14 protein-coding genes are annotated in these 13,805 nt (G+C 65.0%); 9 read left to right on the forward strand and 5 right to left on the reverse strand.

The window, feature by feature from the left end; all coding sequences use genetic code 11:
- Positions 1-51: 51 nt before the first annotated feature.
- Positions 52-810 carry an SDR family NAD(P)-dependent oxidoreductase gene (locus tag GGD67_RS07190; RefSeq protein WP_018316223.1) on the reverse strand — a complete coding sequence of 253 codons (759 nt, stop codon included), beginning with the start codon at positions 808-810 and terminating at the stop codon, positions 52-54.
- A gap of 55 nt (positions 811-865) precedes the next feature.
- The gene (locus GGD67_RS07195; protein WP_179731836.1) at positions 866-1,525 is read right to left on the reverse strand and encodes a TetR family transcriptional regulator; all 660 of its coding nucleotides are present in this window, start codon (positions 1,523-1,525) and stop codon (positions 866-868) included.
- Positions 1,526-1,675: 150 nt separating this feature from the next.
- On the opposite strand from GGD67_RS07195, the gene GGD67_RS07200 reads away from it, so the two are divergent.
- Together GGD67_RS07200 and GGD67_RS07205 are read left to right on the forward strand one after the other, a co-directional pair.
- The gene (locus GGD67_RS07200) at positions 1,676-2,848 is read left to right on the forward strand and encodes an acetyl-CoA C-acetyltransferase (protein WP_179731838.1); all 1,173 of its coding nucleotides are present in this window, start codon (positions 1,676-1,678) and stop codon (positions 2,846-2,848) included.
- Positions 2,849-2,965: 117 nt separating this feature from the next.
- A complete protein-coding gene (locus GGD67_RS07205) occupies positions 2,966-4,510 on the forward strand; it encodes an acyl-CoA synthetase (RefSeq protein WP_179731840.1) in 1,545 nt (514 codons plus the stop codon).
- A gap of 117 nt (positions 4,511-4,627) precedes the next feature.
- Here the strand turns inward: GGD67_RS07205 and GGD67_RS07210 are convergent, their stop codons facing one another.
- Positions 4,628-5,170 carry a methylated-DNA--[protein]-cysteine S-methyltransferase gene (locus GGD67_RS07210; RefSeq protein WP_179731842.1) on the reverse strand — a complete coding sequence of 181 codons (543 nt, stop codon included), beginning with the start codon at positions 5,168-5,170 and terminating at the stop codon, positions 4,628-4,630.
- Positions 5,171-5,307: 137 nt separating this feature from the next.
- On the opposite strand from GGD67_RS07210, the gene GGD67_RS07215 reads away from it, so the two are divergent.
- Both GGD67_RS07215 and GGD67_RS07220 read left to right on the forward strand, forming a co-directional pair.
- Complete coding sequence (locus GGD67_RS07215) at positions 5,308-6,126, forward strand: alpha/beta fold hydrolase (RefSeq protein WP_179731844.1); 819 nt, start codon at positions 5,308-5,310, stop codon at positions 6,124-6,126.
- A 2-nt stretch (positions 6,127-6,128) separates the two neighbouring features.
- Positions 6,129-6,941, forward strand: a complete 813-nt coding sequence (locus tag GGD67_RS07220; RefSeq protein ID WP_179731846.1) for an alpha/beta fold hydrolase — start codon at positions 6,129-6,131, stop codon at positions 6,939-6,941.
- A gap of 51 nt (positions 6,942-6,992) precedes the next feature.
- Here the strand turns inward: GGD67_RS07220 and GGD67_RS07225 are convergent, their stop codons facing one another.
- On the reverse strand, positions 6,993-7,448 hold the full coding sequence (locus GGD67_RS07225; protein ID WP_026201631.1) for a carboxymuconolactone decarboxylase family protein: 456 nt from the start codon (positions 7,446-7,448) through the stop codon (positions 6,993-6,995).
- 99 nt (positions 7,449-7,547) lie between these two features.
- Between GGD67_RS07225 and GGD67_RS07230 the strand changes: the two genes are divergently transcribed.
- The 5 genes from GGD67_RS07230 (at position 7,548) to GGD67_RS07250 (ending at position 12,947) form a co-directional block, all read left to right on the forward strand.
- Positions 7,548-8,417 carry a sigma-70 family RNA polymerase sigma factor gene (locus GGD67_RS07230; RefSeq protein WP_092255632.1) on the forward strand — a complete coding sequence of 290 codons (870 nt, stop codon included), beginning with the start codon at positions 7,548-7,550 and terminating at the stop codon, positions 8,415-8,417.
- Between the two features lie 178 nt (positions 8,418-8,595).
- Positions 8,596-9,273: a GntR family transcriptional regulator gene (locus tag GGD67_RS07235; protein ID WP_179731847.1), complete on the forward strand. Its 678-nt coding sequence runs from the start codon at positions 8,596-8,598 to the stop codon at positions 9,271-9,273.
- 127 nt (positions 9,274-9,400) lie between these two features.
- Positions 9,401-10,201, forward strand: coding sequence for a phytanoyl-CoA dioxygenase family protein (locus GGD67_RS07240; protein ID WP_179731849.1), 801 nt, complete (start codon positions 9,401-9,403; stop codon positions 10,199-10,201).
- 162 nt (positions 10,202-10,363) lie between these two features.
- A complete protein-coding gene (locus GGD67_RS07245) occupies positions 10,364-11,677 on the forward strand; it encodes an NAD(P)H-dependent oxidoreductase (RefSeq protein ID WP_179731851.1) in 1,314 nt (437 codons plus the stop codon).
- A 181-nt stretch (positions 11,678-11,858) separates the two neighbouring features.
- On the forward strand, positions 11,859-12,947 hold the full coding sequence (locus GGD67_RS07250; protein ID WP_018316235.1) for a TRAP transporter substrate-binding protein: 1,089 nt from the start codon (positions 11,859-11,861) through the stop codon (positions 12,945-12,947).
- A gap of 210 nt (positions 12,948-13,157) precedes the next feature.
- On the opposite strand, the gene GGD67_RS07255 is transcribed toward GGD67_RS07250, so the two are convergent.
- Positions 13,158-13,766 carry a hypothetical protein gene (locus GGD67_RS07255; RefSeq protein WP_018316236.1) on the reverse strand — a complete coding sequence of 203 codons (609 nt, stop codon included), beginning with the start codon at positions 13,764-13,766 and terminating at the stop codon, positions 13,158-13,160.
- Positions 13,767-13,805 lie beyond the last annotated feature (39 nt).

Raw genomic sequence — 13,805 nt, forward strand, 5'->3', positions numbered from 1 at the left:
GGCGCTTCGCGCCACCTTCTCCCACAGGGGGAGAAGGAAGAAGAGCGCCGCCTACCTCGGCGCCATGCGGATGGCGCCGTCGAGGCGGATGGTCTCGCCGTTCAGCATCGCGTTCTCGACGATGTGCACCGCGAGCGAGCCGTATTCCTTGGCATCGCCGAGGCGCGAGGGATGCGGCACCTGCGCGCCCAGGCTCTTGCGGGCTTCCTCGTTCAGCCCCATCAGCAGCGGCGTGAAGAACAGGCCGGGCGCGATGGTGTTGACGCGGATCTTCTGGCTGGCGAGGTCGCGCGCGGCCGGCAGGGTCAGGCCGACGACGCCGCCCTTCGAGGCCGAATAGGCGATCTGGCCGATCTGGCCTTCATAGGCCGCGACCGACGCCGTGTTGATGATGACGCCGCGCTCTTCACCGACGGGCTCGATCGTGACGAGGCGCTCGGCGAACAGCCGCAGGCAGTTGAAGGTGCCGATCAGATTGACGTTGATGATGCGCGCGAACTTTTCCAGCGGATAGACGCCGTCGCGGCCGACGATGCGCTGCGAGCCGCCGATGCCGGCGCAGTTCATCAGCACCCGCGCAACGCCATGCGCGGCTTCCGCCTTGGCGATCGCGGCCTTGATCTGCTCTTCGCTGGTGACGTCGGCATGGAGCGCCACGCCCTTCACCTCGGCCGCGACCTTCTCGGCATTCTCTTTGTTTTGGTCGATCACGCCGATCCTGGCGCCCTTGGCCGCCATGGCGCGGGCGGTCGCCTCGCCGAGGCCCGAACCACCGCCGGTGATGAGAACGGCTACGTCTTTCAATTCCATGACAGGCTACCTTTCCTTGGACGTTTCTTCTCTAGACTTGAGAGTTGCGGCCGGATCATCCGGCCGCGGCAGCTTCCCCGGCTTGCGTGAGGATGCCGCCGCAGATCAGCGTTTCCATGTGCTTGATATATTGCCGGCAGACGTCGTCGGTGACCGGGCCGACGCCGGTCGCGCGAGACATCGCGTGCCGGCCGAAGAACAGATGATCGCAGGCGCCGATCAGGCTGGTGTAGAACAGCACCGGATCGGTCTGGCGGAACTCGCCGCGGCTGACGCCCTCGGCGAGCAGGCGGCGGTGAAAGTCGAGGAGCGGCGCCACGAAGAATTTTGAAACTTCGTCCGCGGAGCCGGCGACGCTCTCATGCAGGAGATAGTGAATCAGCCGGTTCATATAGGGGAACCGGTGATAGGCGCGGATGATGCCGCCGATATGCAGCTTGAGCTTCGCCGTCGCCGTGATCGGCTGCGCCAGCAGATATTCGAGATTGGACATCTCGGTCGCGGCATCCCGCGCGAGCAGTGCCAGCAGCAGCCCGTCCTTGTTGCCGAAGTGATATTTGACCAACGCGGCGTTGGCGCCCGACTTCTGCGCGATGTCGCTGAGCGAAATCTCGATCGAGGAGCGTTCGATCATCAACTCGCTCGCGGCCACGAGCAATTTCTCTGCCGTGGAATTTTTTCCGCTGGGGAGCCTGTTCGGTACGCTGGTAGTCACGGAGATCCCTGAATGCACCTCGATAGGCGCGCAGATAAGCCCAAGCAGCGCCTCATCACAAGAATTAATTGATCGATTGACTAAATGATCTTGCGTCCCTTAAATCCGCCCCGACAACCGACCCAATCAAGAATTCAGGGAGAGACCGACATGGCCGAGGCTTACATCGTCGCCGCTGCGCGTACCGCGGGCGGGCGCAAGGGGGGCCGTCTCGCCGGCTGGCATCCGGCCGATCTCGCCGCAAAAGTGCTGGACGAGCTGGTCGACCGCACCAAGGTCGATCCTGCGCTGGTCGAAGACGTGATCATGGGCTGCGTGATGCAGGTCGGCGAGCAATCCAACAATGTCGCGCGCAACGCGATCATGGCCTCGAAGCTGCCGGAGAGCGTGCCGGGCACCTCGATCGATCGCCAGTGTGGCTCCTCGCAGCAAGCGCTGCACTTCGCCGCGCAAGCCGTGATGTCCGGCACCATGGACGTCGTGATCGCCGCCGGCGTGGAATCGATGACGCGGGTGCCGATGGGCCTGTCCTCGCAGCTCGCCGCCAAGAACGGCTTCGGCCATTACAAGAGCCCGGGCATCGAGGCGAGATATCCCAACATTGTGTTCAGCCAGTTCACCGGCGCGGAGATGATGGCGGAGAAGTACGGCCTGTCGAAGGATGATCTGGACGAATATTCCTATAATAGCCATCAGCGCGCGATCGCGGCGACTCAAGCCGGCCACTTCAAGAAGGAGATCGTACCGCTCGAGATCACCCGCGCCGACGGCTCCAAGGACACCCACCACATCGACGAGGGCATCCGCTTCGATGCCACGCTCGAGGGCATCAAGGGCGTCAAGCTGATCGCCGAGAACGGCAAGCTGACCGCGGCCAGCGCCAGCCAGATTTGCGACGGCGCCTCGGGCGTCATGGTGGTCAACGAGCGCGGTCTCAAGCAGCTCGGCGTCACACCGCTGGCGCGCATCCATCACATGACCATGACCGGCGGCGATCCCGTGATCATGCTGGATGCGCCCCTGCACGCCACCAAGAAGGCGCTGGAGAAGGCCGGCATGAAGATCGGCGACATCGACCTGTTCGAGGTCAACGAGGCCTTCGCCTCGGTGCCGACCGGCTGGCTCAAGACCACCGGCGCCGACCCTGACCGCCTCAACGTCAATGGCGGCGCCATCGCGCTCGGCCATCCGCTCGGCGGCTCCGGCACCAAGCTGATGACGACGCTGGTTCACGCCCTGCACCAGCGCGGCAAGCGCTATGGCCTGCAGACCATGTGCGAAGGCGGCGGCATGGCGAACGTGACGATTGTCGAGCGACTGTAAGAAAAAACAAAAGCGAGTAGTGAGTGGCGAGTAGCGAATGGTGAGTAGGCGAAGAGCGGTTGCCCTTCTCCCCTATTCGCCACGCGCTACTCGCCATTCGCGTTTTGAGGAAACGCCATGACTCACCCCTCCATCCATGCCCGCACCACGCCCGACAAGATCGCCTACCAGATGGCCGGCACCGGCAAGGCGATCACCTATCGCGAGCTCGACGAGCTTTCGAACCAGGGCGCGCATTTGTTCCGCTCGCTCGGCCTCAAGGCCGGCGACCACGTCGCGCTGCTGATGGAGAACCGCCTCGCCTTCATGGAGCTCTGCTGGGCCGCGCAGCGGAGCGGGCTCTACTACACAGCGATCAGCCGCTATTTGAAGCAGGACGAGATCGACTACATCATCGCCGATTGCGGCGCCAAGGTCGTGATCACGACGCCGAAATGCGCCGACCAGATCAAGGGCCTGATCAAGGGCGCCGCCGGCGAGCCGATCTTCTACATGATGGACGAGCCGCTGCCCGGCTTCCGCTCCTACGACGAGGAAGCAGCAAGTCAGCCGATCACACCGATTGCCGACGAGATCGCCGGCTATGACATGCTGTATTCGTCCGGCACCACCGGCCGGCCCAAGGGCGTCAAGAAGGCGTTTGAAGGCAAGACCATCAACGAGCCGAACCCGCTTCTGCGCGTGCTCTGCGCCGACATGTGCGGCATGAACACCGAAAGCACCTATTTGTCACCGGCGCCGCTCTATCACGCTGCTCCCTTGCGCTTCAACATGATGGCGATCGTGCTCGGCGGCACCTCCATCATCATGGAGCATTTCGACGCCGAGGAATTCCTGACGCTGGTCGAGAAATACAAGGTGACGCAGTCGCAGCTGGTGCCGACCATGTTCGTGCGCATGCTGAAGCTGCCGGACGAGATCCGCGCGAAGTACAACGTCTCCACGCTCAAGGGCGCAATCCACGCCGCCGCCCCCTGCCCGGTCGACGTGAAAGCGAAGATGATCGAATGGTGGGGGCCGATCCTGATCGAATATTACGCCGGCTCGGAAGGCAACGGCGTCACCGTCTGCAGCTCCAAGGAATGGCTGGCGCATCGCGGCAGCGTCGGTCGCGCCGTGGTCGGCAAGATCAAGATTCTCGACGAGAACGACGAAGAGCAGCCGGTCGGCGAGATCGGCACGGTCTATTTCGCCGACGCCCCGGCGTTCACCTATCACAACGACCCCGAGAAGACGAAGAAAGCCTACAACGCCAAGGGCTGGTCGACGCTCGGCGACGTCGGCTATCTCGACAAGGATGGCTTCCTCTATCTCACCGACCGCAAGTCCTACATGATCATCTCCGGCGGCGTGAACATCTACCCGCAGGAGACCGAGGACGTGCTGATCACCCACCCCGATGTCGCCGACGTTGCGGTGTTCGGCGTCCCGAACGAGGAGATGGGCGAAGAGGTGAAGGCAGTGGTGCAGCCACACGACATGAAGCGTGCCGGCAAGGCGCTCGAGGCCGATTTGATCGCCTACTGCAAGGGCCGCCTCTCTGCCATCAAGTGCCCGCGCTCGATCGATTTCGAAGCCGAGCTGCCGCGCACGCCCACAGGCAAGCTGGTGAAGCGGCATTTGCGCGACAAATATTGGCCGAAGACGGCGGCGAAGATCTAGCGGAGGTCTCGTAGGGTGGGCAAAGGCGCGAAGCGCCGTGCCCACGACCTTTCCACGTTACGACGAGACGGTGGGCACGCTCCGCTTTGCCCACCCTACGGCACGGTGCAAGCCGCCTCAATCGAACAAACTCGGCGTATGGTTCACCAGCGCGCCTTCGATCTCGAGCATCTTCAGCTTCGTCACCACGCCGCCATTCGCCGAGAAGCCGCCGGGCTTGTTGCCGGCAGCCAGCACGCGATGGCAGGGCACCACGATCGGGCACGGATTGTGGCCGAGCGCCTGGCCGACGTCGCGCGAGAGCTGGACGCCGCCGAGCTGCTTGGCGATGTCGCCATAGGTGAGGGTCTTGCCGGGCGGGATGGCGCGGGCGATCGCGTAGACGCCGCGGTTGAACTCGGGCACGCCGTCGAGATCGAGCTCGATATCGGTGAGGTCATCCGGCTCGCCTGCGAGCAGTTTTGTCATGCGGTCGATCGCCTGCTGCACCTCGGCGGTCGGCTCGGTCTCAACGGCATCGCCGTGGCGCTGGCTGATGCGGGTGCGGATCTTCTGCTCGCCGCCCATCGGCAATTGCGTGCCGTTGATGCCGCGCGGGCCCCAGGCGATTGCGCAGAGGCCGATCCTGGTATCGAACAAGGCAAAGTGCTGGTCGGTCATGGCTTGGTTCCTGAGCTTGCGTTGCCGTCGCATGCCCCCAATGTGATCTCGGACCAAATCTAGGCTTGGAAATAGTTGCGATCCACCCGGTTTCCGGGAATCTTGCGCAGGAGTTCCAATCCCTTCGCGAGCCCGGAATGCAAAGCCTCCACGTCAACGGATACGACATGCCCTATCTCGACGTGGGCGAGGACAGCGGCCGGCCGCCGCTGGTCTGCGTGCACGGCTCGCTCAACGACTTCCGGGTCTGGGGCTGCGTGCTCGGCCCACTGTCGCAACGGCACCGGGTGCTCGCGGTCAGCCTGCGGCACTTCTTCCCGGCGCGATGGGACGGCATCGGCGACACCTACTCGATCGCCCAGCATGTCGACGATGTCATCGCCTTCATCGAAGAGCTCGACCTCGGGCCCGTCGACCTGATGGGCCATTCCCGCGGCGGGCACATCTGCTTCCGCGTGGCGCAACGGCGGCCGGATCTGCTGCGGCGGCTGATCCTCGCCGAACCCGGCGGCGAACTCGATGCGAGCCTCGATCCCGACTATGTCGGCGGGCCCTCGCCGCTCCTGGCGCGGTTCACGGCCTCGGCCAAGAAGATCGCGGCCGGCGACGTCGACGGCGGCCTTGCCGTGTTCGTCGACACGCTGGAAGGCGCCAGCACCTGGCCGCGCCTGCCGGCCCTGGTGAAGCAGAATTTGCGCGATAATGCCTATACGCTGATCGGCCAGGTCCGCGACAACCGTCCGCCGTTCTCCAAGGCGGATGCGGAGGCGATCAAGATGCCGACGCTATTCATCCTGGGGGCGCGGACCAAGGGCCTGCTGCCAAAAGTACTGCATGCGCTCGCTGCGCATGTGCCCTATTCCAAGACCGCGATCATCCCGAACGCGACGCATCCGATGTTCGAGCAGGCGCCGCAGAAATACTCCGAAGTGGTTCTCGACTTCCTGGCGAGCTGATCATGCAGACATTCCGCGTCAACGGTTACGACATGGCCTATCTCGAAGTCGGAGAGGGCCATCCGCTGGTCTGCGTGCATGGCACGTTAGGGGATTTCCGGACCTGGTATTCGGTGCTCGGCCCGCTCTCGAAATCCCATCGCGTGATCTCGGTCAGCCTGCGGCATTTCTTCCCCGAACATTGGGATGCCGTCGGCGACGACTACAAGATGGCGCAGCACGTTGCCGACACGATCGCTTTCATCGAGCAGGTGACGCCCGCACCGATCGACCTGATGGGCCATTCGCGCGGCGGCCACATTGCATTCCGCGTGGCGCGGGCCCGGCCTGATCTGCTGCGAAAACTGGTGCTGGCCGAGCCGGGCGGCGATCTCGATGCATCCCTGCCGGTGCCGGAAGGCACGCCCGCGCATCCGCCGCTCGCGGCGCGCACCGCGCGCTCGGTCGAGATGATCCGTGCCGGCGATATCGAGGGTGCGCTGCAGAATTTCTACGAGGGCATCGAGGGTGACGGCTCGTGGCGGCGCGTGCCCGCGGCGGCCAAGCAGCAGCTGCGCGACAACGCGCTCACCTTCCTTGGCCAGATCAACGAGCAGCGCCGGCCCTACACGCTCGGCGACGCACAGGCGATCCGCACGCCGACGCTGCTGATCGGCGGCGGCGCGACGACGGGAAGCCTGTCGGTGATGTGGCGCGTGCTGGCCGCGCACATCGCGGGCGCGCAAACGGCAGTCATTCCGAACGCCGGCCACTGGATGTTCGAGCAGGCGCCACTGGAGTTCGGCGAGGTGGTGAGCCGGTTCTTGGCGGAGTAGGTGCTCTCGTCGCCTCTCCCCGCAAGCGGGGAGAGGCGAGGGAAAGAGACCTCACACCTTCCACACGCCGACCGGCATCTTGATCGTTGCATTCAGCCTGTTCCAGACATTGATGGTCGCGATCGACAGGATCAACGTTGCGAGCTCGCGTTCGTCAAAGTGCTTGGAGGCCTCGTTCCAGATCGCGTCGGGCACCGGATCCTCGCGGTCGGCGAGGCGCGTGACGGCCTCGGTCAGCGCCAGCGCGGCGCGCTCGGCGTCGGTGAAATAGGGCGCATCGCGCCAGGCGGACACGGCGAACAGGCGCTCGTCGGTCTCACCGAGCTTGCGGGCGACCTTGGGGTGCATGTCGACGCAGACACTGCAACCGTTGATCTGGCTGGCGCGGAGGTGCACCAGTTCCAGGAGCTTTTCCGGCAGCCCCTGCTTGGTCAGATTGCCGAGGGATTGCAGGACATTCATGGCCTCGGGGAGGACCATGACAGGGTGATTCATGCGGGCGTGCATCTTTTTCGTCTCCATCGCTCGAATGTCGAAGGTTCCGGTCACATCGGCCGGATTGGCTTCGTCATGGGCATGACGGATCGCGACGAGGGAATGTGACCGATGACCGAAAAAAACTTCGAAGACGATTTTCTCAGCCACCAGTTTGAAGCCAGCCGGGACCATTTGCGCGCGGTCGCCTACCGCATGCTGGGCTCCGGCGCCGAGGTCGACGATGCCGTGCAGGAGGCATGGCTGCGGGTCAGCCGCTACGACATGTCCGATGTCGCGAATTTGCGCGGCTGGTTGACGACCGTGGTCGCGCGCATCTGCCTCGACATGCTGCGCGCACGGAAGTCGCGCAAGGAAGAGCCGATGGGCCCGCATGTGCCCGAGCCGCTCGACGAGACGCGGGAGCGCGAGGCGGAGATGGCCGATTCCGTCGGCGCGGCGCTGCTCGTCGTGCTCGAGACCTTGCAGCCGGCGGAGCGGCTCGCCTTCGTGCTGCACGACATGTTCGCAGTGCCCTTCGAGGAGATCGCGCCGATCGTCGGCCGCTCGGTCGACGCATCGCGGCAACTCGCGAGCCGGGCGCGGCGGCGCGTGCAGGGGGCGCCGGTGCCCGAGACCGACCTGTCGCGCCAGCGCGGAATCGTCGATGCCTTTCTCAAGGCGTCGCGCGAAGGCAATTTCGAGGGGCTGCTCGCCGTGCTCGACCCCGACGTCGTCTTCCGCGCCGATCAGGCCGCGGTGCGGCTCGGCACGCTACCGGAGATCCGCGGCGCGGATGCGGTCGCACAGCTTTACAAGGGCCGCGCCCAGGCCGCGCGGACGGCACTGGTCGACGGCGAGATCGGCGTTGCCGTCATCCTCGGTGGCCAGCTGCGCATCGCGCTGCGCGTGACGTTCAAGGGCGAACGCATTGCCGGAATCGAGGCGCTGGCCGATGCGGAAGGGATCGCCGCGCTGGAGGTGGAGGTGCTGGAGGGTTGAGGCGGAGGTTTTTCCGCGAAAACAACCCCATGCACAGTAGACGATCATAGCGATATCAATGACTTAGCGAAGCCGCGCGAGCGCCTTGGGCGCGGGCGCGCAGCTCGTCTTGACGCCCTCCCCCTCCCGCGATACCTTCGAATACGGAATTCCGTATTCCCTCGCAGGAGCTGCCGGCGTGATACCTCTCGACCCGCTCCCAAACCTGATCGACCAGGTCTATGCCCGCATCCTGGAGGCGATCTCCGACCGCACGCTTGAGCCCGGCCAGCGCATCCGGCAGAACGAGCTCGCCGACAAGCTTGGCGTGTCGCGCCAGCCTGTCTCGCATGCGCTGCACCTGCTGCACCGCCAGGGCCTCGTCGCCGAGAGCGGCAAGCGCGGCTTCGAGGTCACCCAGCTCGATCCCGCGCGCATCCGCCAGCTCTACGAGGTGCGCGGCGCGATCGACGCGCTGGCCGCGCGGCTTGCGGCGAAGCGCGCCGCCAGCGACGCGGCAGGACGCGCGCGGCTGGAGGCTGCGTTCGCCGCCGGGCGCGGCATCGACCGCAACACGACACTCACTGAACTGATCGTGCTCGACGTGGATTTTCACCGCGCGATCTATCAGCTCGCCGGCAATCCCGTGATCGAGGAGACGATCGCGCCGCAATGGCCGCATATGCGGCGTTCGATGGCGACGGTGCTGTCGGAGCTCGACTACCGCGGCAGCGCCTGGGCCGAGCACGCCGATATCGCCGGACACATTCTCGCGGGCGACGCGAAGGCCGCCGAAGCCGCCGCGCTGGCGCATGCGCAAACGGCGGGACGGATGACTGAGGAGAGATTGAGGGCGACGGAGGAAGCGGCGGCGTAGCGATTTGCGCTGTCATTCCGGACGCGCGACGCGCGACTACGGTGCGCAAGTGCGCACCGGAGCTCGGTCCTGCGGACCGCCCCGGGACGACGAAACGACAAATAAACAAAACAGGAGGAAACGACCCATGAAACTGTCTCAGGAGCAATTGGAGTTCTTCCACCGCGAGGGCTGGCTGTTCCTGCCCGAGCTGTTCAATCAGGAGGAGGTCGATCTGCTGGCGCGCGAGGCGGTCGGCATCTACGACGCCAACCGTCCCGAAGTCTGGCGCGAGAAGAGCGGCGCGCCCCGCACGGCGTTTGCCGCGCATCTTTACAACGAGGCGTTCGGCCTCCTCGGCGCGCATCCACGCATGATCGACCCGGTCGAGCAGCTGTTCGGCGAGCCCGTCTACATGCACCAGTTCAAGATCAACGCGAAATCGGCCTTCACCGGCGATGTCTGGCAATGGCACCAGGATTACGGCACCTGGAAGCGCGACGACGGCATGCCGGAGCCGCGGGCCATGAATATCGCGATCTTCCTCGACGAGGTGATGCCGATCAACGGGCCTCTGATGTTGGTGCCGCGCAGCCAGAACGCCGGCGATCTCGAAGCCTCGCACGACCTCGCCACCACCTCCTATCCGCTGTGGACGCTGGACGAGGCGACGGTGACGCGCCTCGTCGAGCAGGGCGGCATCGTGGCGCCGACCGGCAAGCCAGGCGGCATGCTGATGTTCCACGGCAATCTCGTGCACGGCTCGGCCGGCAACATCACGCCCTTCCCGCGCAAGATCGTGTACCTGACGCTGAACGCGGTCTCGAACTACATCCGCAGCCCGACGCGGCCGGACTACATCGCACATCGCGACTTCGCCCCGATCAAGACGGTGGACGACGACGCGCTGCTGCGGCTTGCCCGTGCGCCGCGGCAGGCGGCGGAGTAAGTAGGTCTCGCGCCCCGGACGCAGCGCAGCGCTTCTTCAGCGATGCGCTGCTGACCGGGGCCCATGCCGCGCTGATAGTTTCCTTTCTGGATCCCGGCTCTGCGCAGCAGCACTACGTGCTGCACCGCGTCCGGGACACGACCATTACCAGGACAATCCCCCATGAACCTCTTCCGCCTCCTCCAGGCCCGCGCGTCCGCCGGCAAGCCGGTCCGGGTCGCGCTGATCGGCGCGGGCAAGTTCGGCTCGATGTTTCTGGCGCAGGTGCCGCATACGCCGGGGCTGGAGGTGCCCATCATCGTCGACATCGACCGCGACCGCGCGCGCGAGGCCTGCCGCACCGTCGGCTGGAGCGCCGAGCGGATCGCCGCAACCGTCTTCACCGATGACGGCGTGCGCGCCATTGCCGGCGGCGCCATGGACGTGGTTGTGGAGGCGACCGGAAATCCCGCCGTCGGGATCAGGCATGCGCGCGCCGCGATCGCGGCGGGCAAGCATATCGTGATGGTGAATGTCGAGGCCGACGTGCTGGCAGGTCCGCTGCTCGCCGAGGAAGCGCGCAAAGCGGGCGTGGTCTATTCGCTCGCCTATGGCGACCAGCCGGCGCTGACCGCCGAGATGGTCGACTGGGCCCGCGCCACCGGCTTCCGCGTCGTCGCCGCCGGTAAAGGCACAAAATATCTGCCGGCCTATCACGACGTGACGCCTGACGGCGTCTGGCAGCATTACGGCCTGACCGCAGGCGAAGCGCAGTCGGCCGGCATGAATCCGCAGATGTTCAACTCCTTCCTCGACGGCACCAAATCGGCGATCGAGATGGCCGCGATCGCCAACGCCTGCGCCCTCGACGTGCCCACGGACGGCCTGCTGTTTCCGCCCTGCGGCGTCGACGATCTGCCGCACATCATGCGGCCGCGCTCGCATGGCGGCGTGCTGGAGCGGCCGGGCGTGGTCGAGGTCGTCTCCTCGCTCGAACGCGACGGACGGCCGGTGTTCCGCGACCTCCGCTGGGGCGTCTATGTCGTGCTGGAGGCGCCGAACGACTATGCCGCTGACTGCTTCAGGCAGTACGGCCTCAAGACCGACGGCAGCGGACGCTATGCTGCGATGTACAAGCCGTATCATCTGATCGGGCTCGAGCTGAACATCTCGGTGCTGTCGGCGGCGCTGCGGGGCGAGCCGACCGGCCAGGCCAGCGGCTTCCGCGGCGACGTTGCGGCGGTGGCCAAGCGCAATCTGCGCGCGGGCGAGATGCTCGACGGCGAAGGCGGCTATACGGTGTGGGGCAAGCTGGTACCGGCGGCCGCGAGCCTCAAGGCCGGCGCGCTGCCGATTGGCCTCGCCCACCGCCTGAAGCTGAAGCACGACGTCGCGCACGGCGCGGTGGTGCGCTGGAGCGACGTCGAGTTCGACGCCGGCAACGAGACGGTGAAGACGCGCAAGGCGATGGAGGCCGCGTTCGCAGCGCAGCATTGAGCGGCGCCACCGCAAGCTCAACCAAAGTGCGCTTGATTTGCGATCCCCCTTTGGTCATCCTGCACCTCGATCCGGGAACATAGAATTTCGGACGCAATAAAACGTCGGCCACCGGCGAAGACAAAGCGACGACAAGATCGCGATCCCTCGTCGAGGATTCGACAGGACAGGGAGGGACTACATGGAACGTCGTAAATTCCTGACGGCGGGCGGGCTGGGCCTGGCCGCGAGTGCCGTTGCCGCGCCGGCCGTTGCGCAGTCGATGCCCGAGGTAAAATGGCGGTTAGCTGCGAGCTGGCCGAAATCACTCGATACGCTCTATGGCGGCTGCGAATATTTCTGCAAGCGCGTTGCCGAGATCACCGACAATCGTTTCCAGATCCAGCCCTTTGCCGCCGGCGAAATCGTGCCGGGCCTGCAAGTGCTCGACGCCGTCTCCAACGGTACCGTCGAGATGGGCAACACCGCGCTCTATTATTATTGGGGCAAGAACCCTGCATTTACCTTCGGCACGTCGCTGCCCTTCGGTCTCAACACGCGCCAGCACATCTCCTGGCTGATCTGGAACGGCGGTCAGGAGATGCTCAACGATCTCCTGAAGGAGCACAATGCCATCGGTGTCCCCACGGGTTCGACCGGCGCCCAGATGGGCGGCTGGTTCCGCAAGGAGATCAAGACCGTCGATGATCTCAAGGGCCTGAAATTCCGCGTCGGCGGTTTCGCCGGCACCATCATCGCGAAGCTCGGCGGTGTGCCGCAGCAGATCGCGGCCGGCGATATCTATCCCGCCCTGGAGAAGGGCACGATCGACGCGGCGGAGTGGGTCGGGCCGTATGACGACGAGAAGCTCGGCTTCGTGAAGGTCGCGAAGTATTATTACTATCCGGGCTGGTGGGAGGGCACCGGCCAAGGCCATAACCTCATGAATCTCGAGAAGTGGAACGCGTTGCCGAAACATTATCAGGCGGCGATCTCGACGGCCTCGCTCGACACCTTCACCTGGGTGACCGGCAAGTACGATTCGGTAAATCCGCCCGCGCTCAAGCGGCTGCTCGCCGCCGGCGCGATCCTCAAGCCCTTCCCGCAGGAGGTGCTCGAAGCCTGTTACGGTGCGGCCAACGAGATCTATGCTGATCTCGCCAAGACCAATCCCCATTTCGGCAAGATGTACTCGAGTCTCACCGCTTATCGAGCCGATTCGCTTGCCTGGATGCAGGTGGCAGAACTCAGCTTCGACAGCTTCATGATGCGGATGCGGACGCGGACGTAGCTGCACAGCGCTGCGAGGCGAAAAACGACAAAAGCCCCGGAGATGTCTCCGGGGCTTTTTTTTACGCGGATGAAGGTCTCGTAGGGTGGTAAAGCGGAGCGTGCCCACGCGTCTGTCTGAACCAGGAGGACGTGGGCACAGCGCGCCTCGCGCGCTTTTGCCCACCCTACGGCTGAATGCGCGGCGCGAGCAACGGGGCCACAAACGTCTTCAGTTCTCGTCATCGCCGAGCGCGGCGACCAGCTTGTCGTAGTACTTGGCGACGAGATCGATGTTGGCCTTGTTCTCGACTGTTGGTGCCGGCGTCTTCAGCGCCTCGTTGAGCTCGTCGAGCGCTTCCTTCTTGTCCTTGGCAGGCATCTTCTTGTCGGCCTGGAGCTGAGCGATCTGCGCCTTGATCACGGCTTCGGGGCCGACATATTTCTTGGTCGCGGGATCGAAGCCGCCGATCACCAGGCTGATATTGTCGACGACGTTGTTGTAGTCGTCATAGCCGGCAAAGCCGTGCTTCTTGGCGACACCGTCGAGCTGCGCGATCACCTTCTGATCGGGCGCGGTGTTTTCAGGGAGTTTCTCCGTGATCGCGTCCATGTCCTTCTGCGCGGCGAGCACGCCGTCGAGCTGCTTGTCGGTCAGCGCGATCTGCTTGAGCGCCGGAGCCTGAGCGGGCGCGGCCTGCGGGGCCGGTGCTGTCTGTTGTGCCGGCGCAGCTTGCTGTTTGGCTTGCGCGAATGCGGCGCCGGACGAGGCGAGCGATGCTGCGGACAGAAGGCACGCGACGCCGAACGCGGTAAGAGCGGGACGAAGCAATGCTGGCATGGAGGTCTCCTCGTGAAGGGGCAGGCTTGTCGTGGAGCG

The sequence above is a fragment of the Bradyrhizobium sp. IAR9 genome (assembly GCF_013408065.1).
Lineage (GTDB): Bacteria > Pseudomonadota > Alphaproteobacteria > Rhizobiales > Xanthobacteraceae > Bradyrhizobium.

Coding starts and splice junctions, on each gene's coding strand:
- GGD67_RS07245 (WP_179731851.1), top strand. CDS start 10,364: ATGAACCTCTTCCGCCTCCTCCAGGCCCGCGCGTCCGCCGGCAAGCCG.
- GGD67_RS07215 (WP_179731844.1), top strand. CDS start 5,308: ATGCAAAGCCTCCACGTCAACGGATACGACATGCCCTATCTCGACGTG.
- GGD67_RS07250 (WP_018316235.1), top strand. CDS start 11,859: ATGGAACGTCGTAAATTCCTGACGGCGGGCGGGCTGGGCCTGGCCGCG.
- GGD67_RS07230 (WP_092255632.1), top strand. CDS start 7,548: ATGACCGAAAAAAACTTCGAAGACGATTTTCTCAGCCACCAGTTTGAA.
- GGD67_RS07190 (WP_018316223.1), bottom strand. CDS start 810: ATGGAATTGAAAGACGTAGCCGTTCTCATCACCGGCGGTGGTTCGGGC.
- GGD67_RS07240 (WP_179731849.1), top strand. CDS start 9,401: ATGAAACTGTCTCAGGAGCAATTGGAGTTCTTCCACCGCGAGGGCTGG.
- GGD67_RS07200 (WP_179731838.1), top strand. CDS start 1,676: ATGGCCGAGGCTTACATCGTCGCCGCTGCGCGTACCGCGGGCGGGCGC.
- GGD67_RS07255 (WP_018316236.1), bottom strand. CDS start 13,766: ATGCCAGCATTGCTTCGTCCCGCTCTTACCGCGTTCGGCGTCGCGTGC.
- GGD67_RS07220 (WP_179731846.1), top strand. CDS start 6,129: ATGCAGACATTCCGCGTCAACGGTTACGACATGGCCTATCTCGAAGTC.
- GGD67_RS07210 (WP_179731842.1), bottom strand. CDS start 5,170: ATGACCGACCAGCACTTTGCCTTGTTCGATACCAGGATCGGCCTCTGC.
- GGD67_RS07205 (WP_179731840.1), top strand. CDS start 2,966: ATGACTCACCCCTCCATCCATGCCCGCACCACGCCCGACAAGATCGCC.
- GGD67_RS07225 (WP_026201631.1), bottom strand. CDS start 7,448: ATGCACGCCCGCATGAATCACCCTGTCATGGTCCTCCCCGAGGCCATG.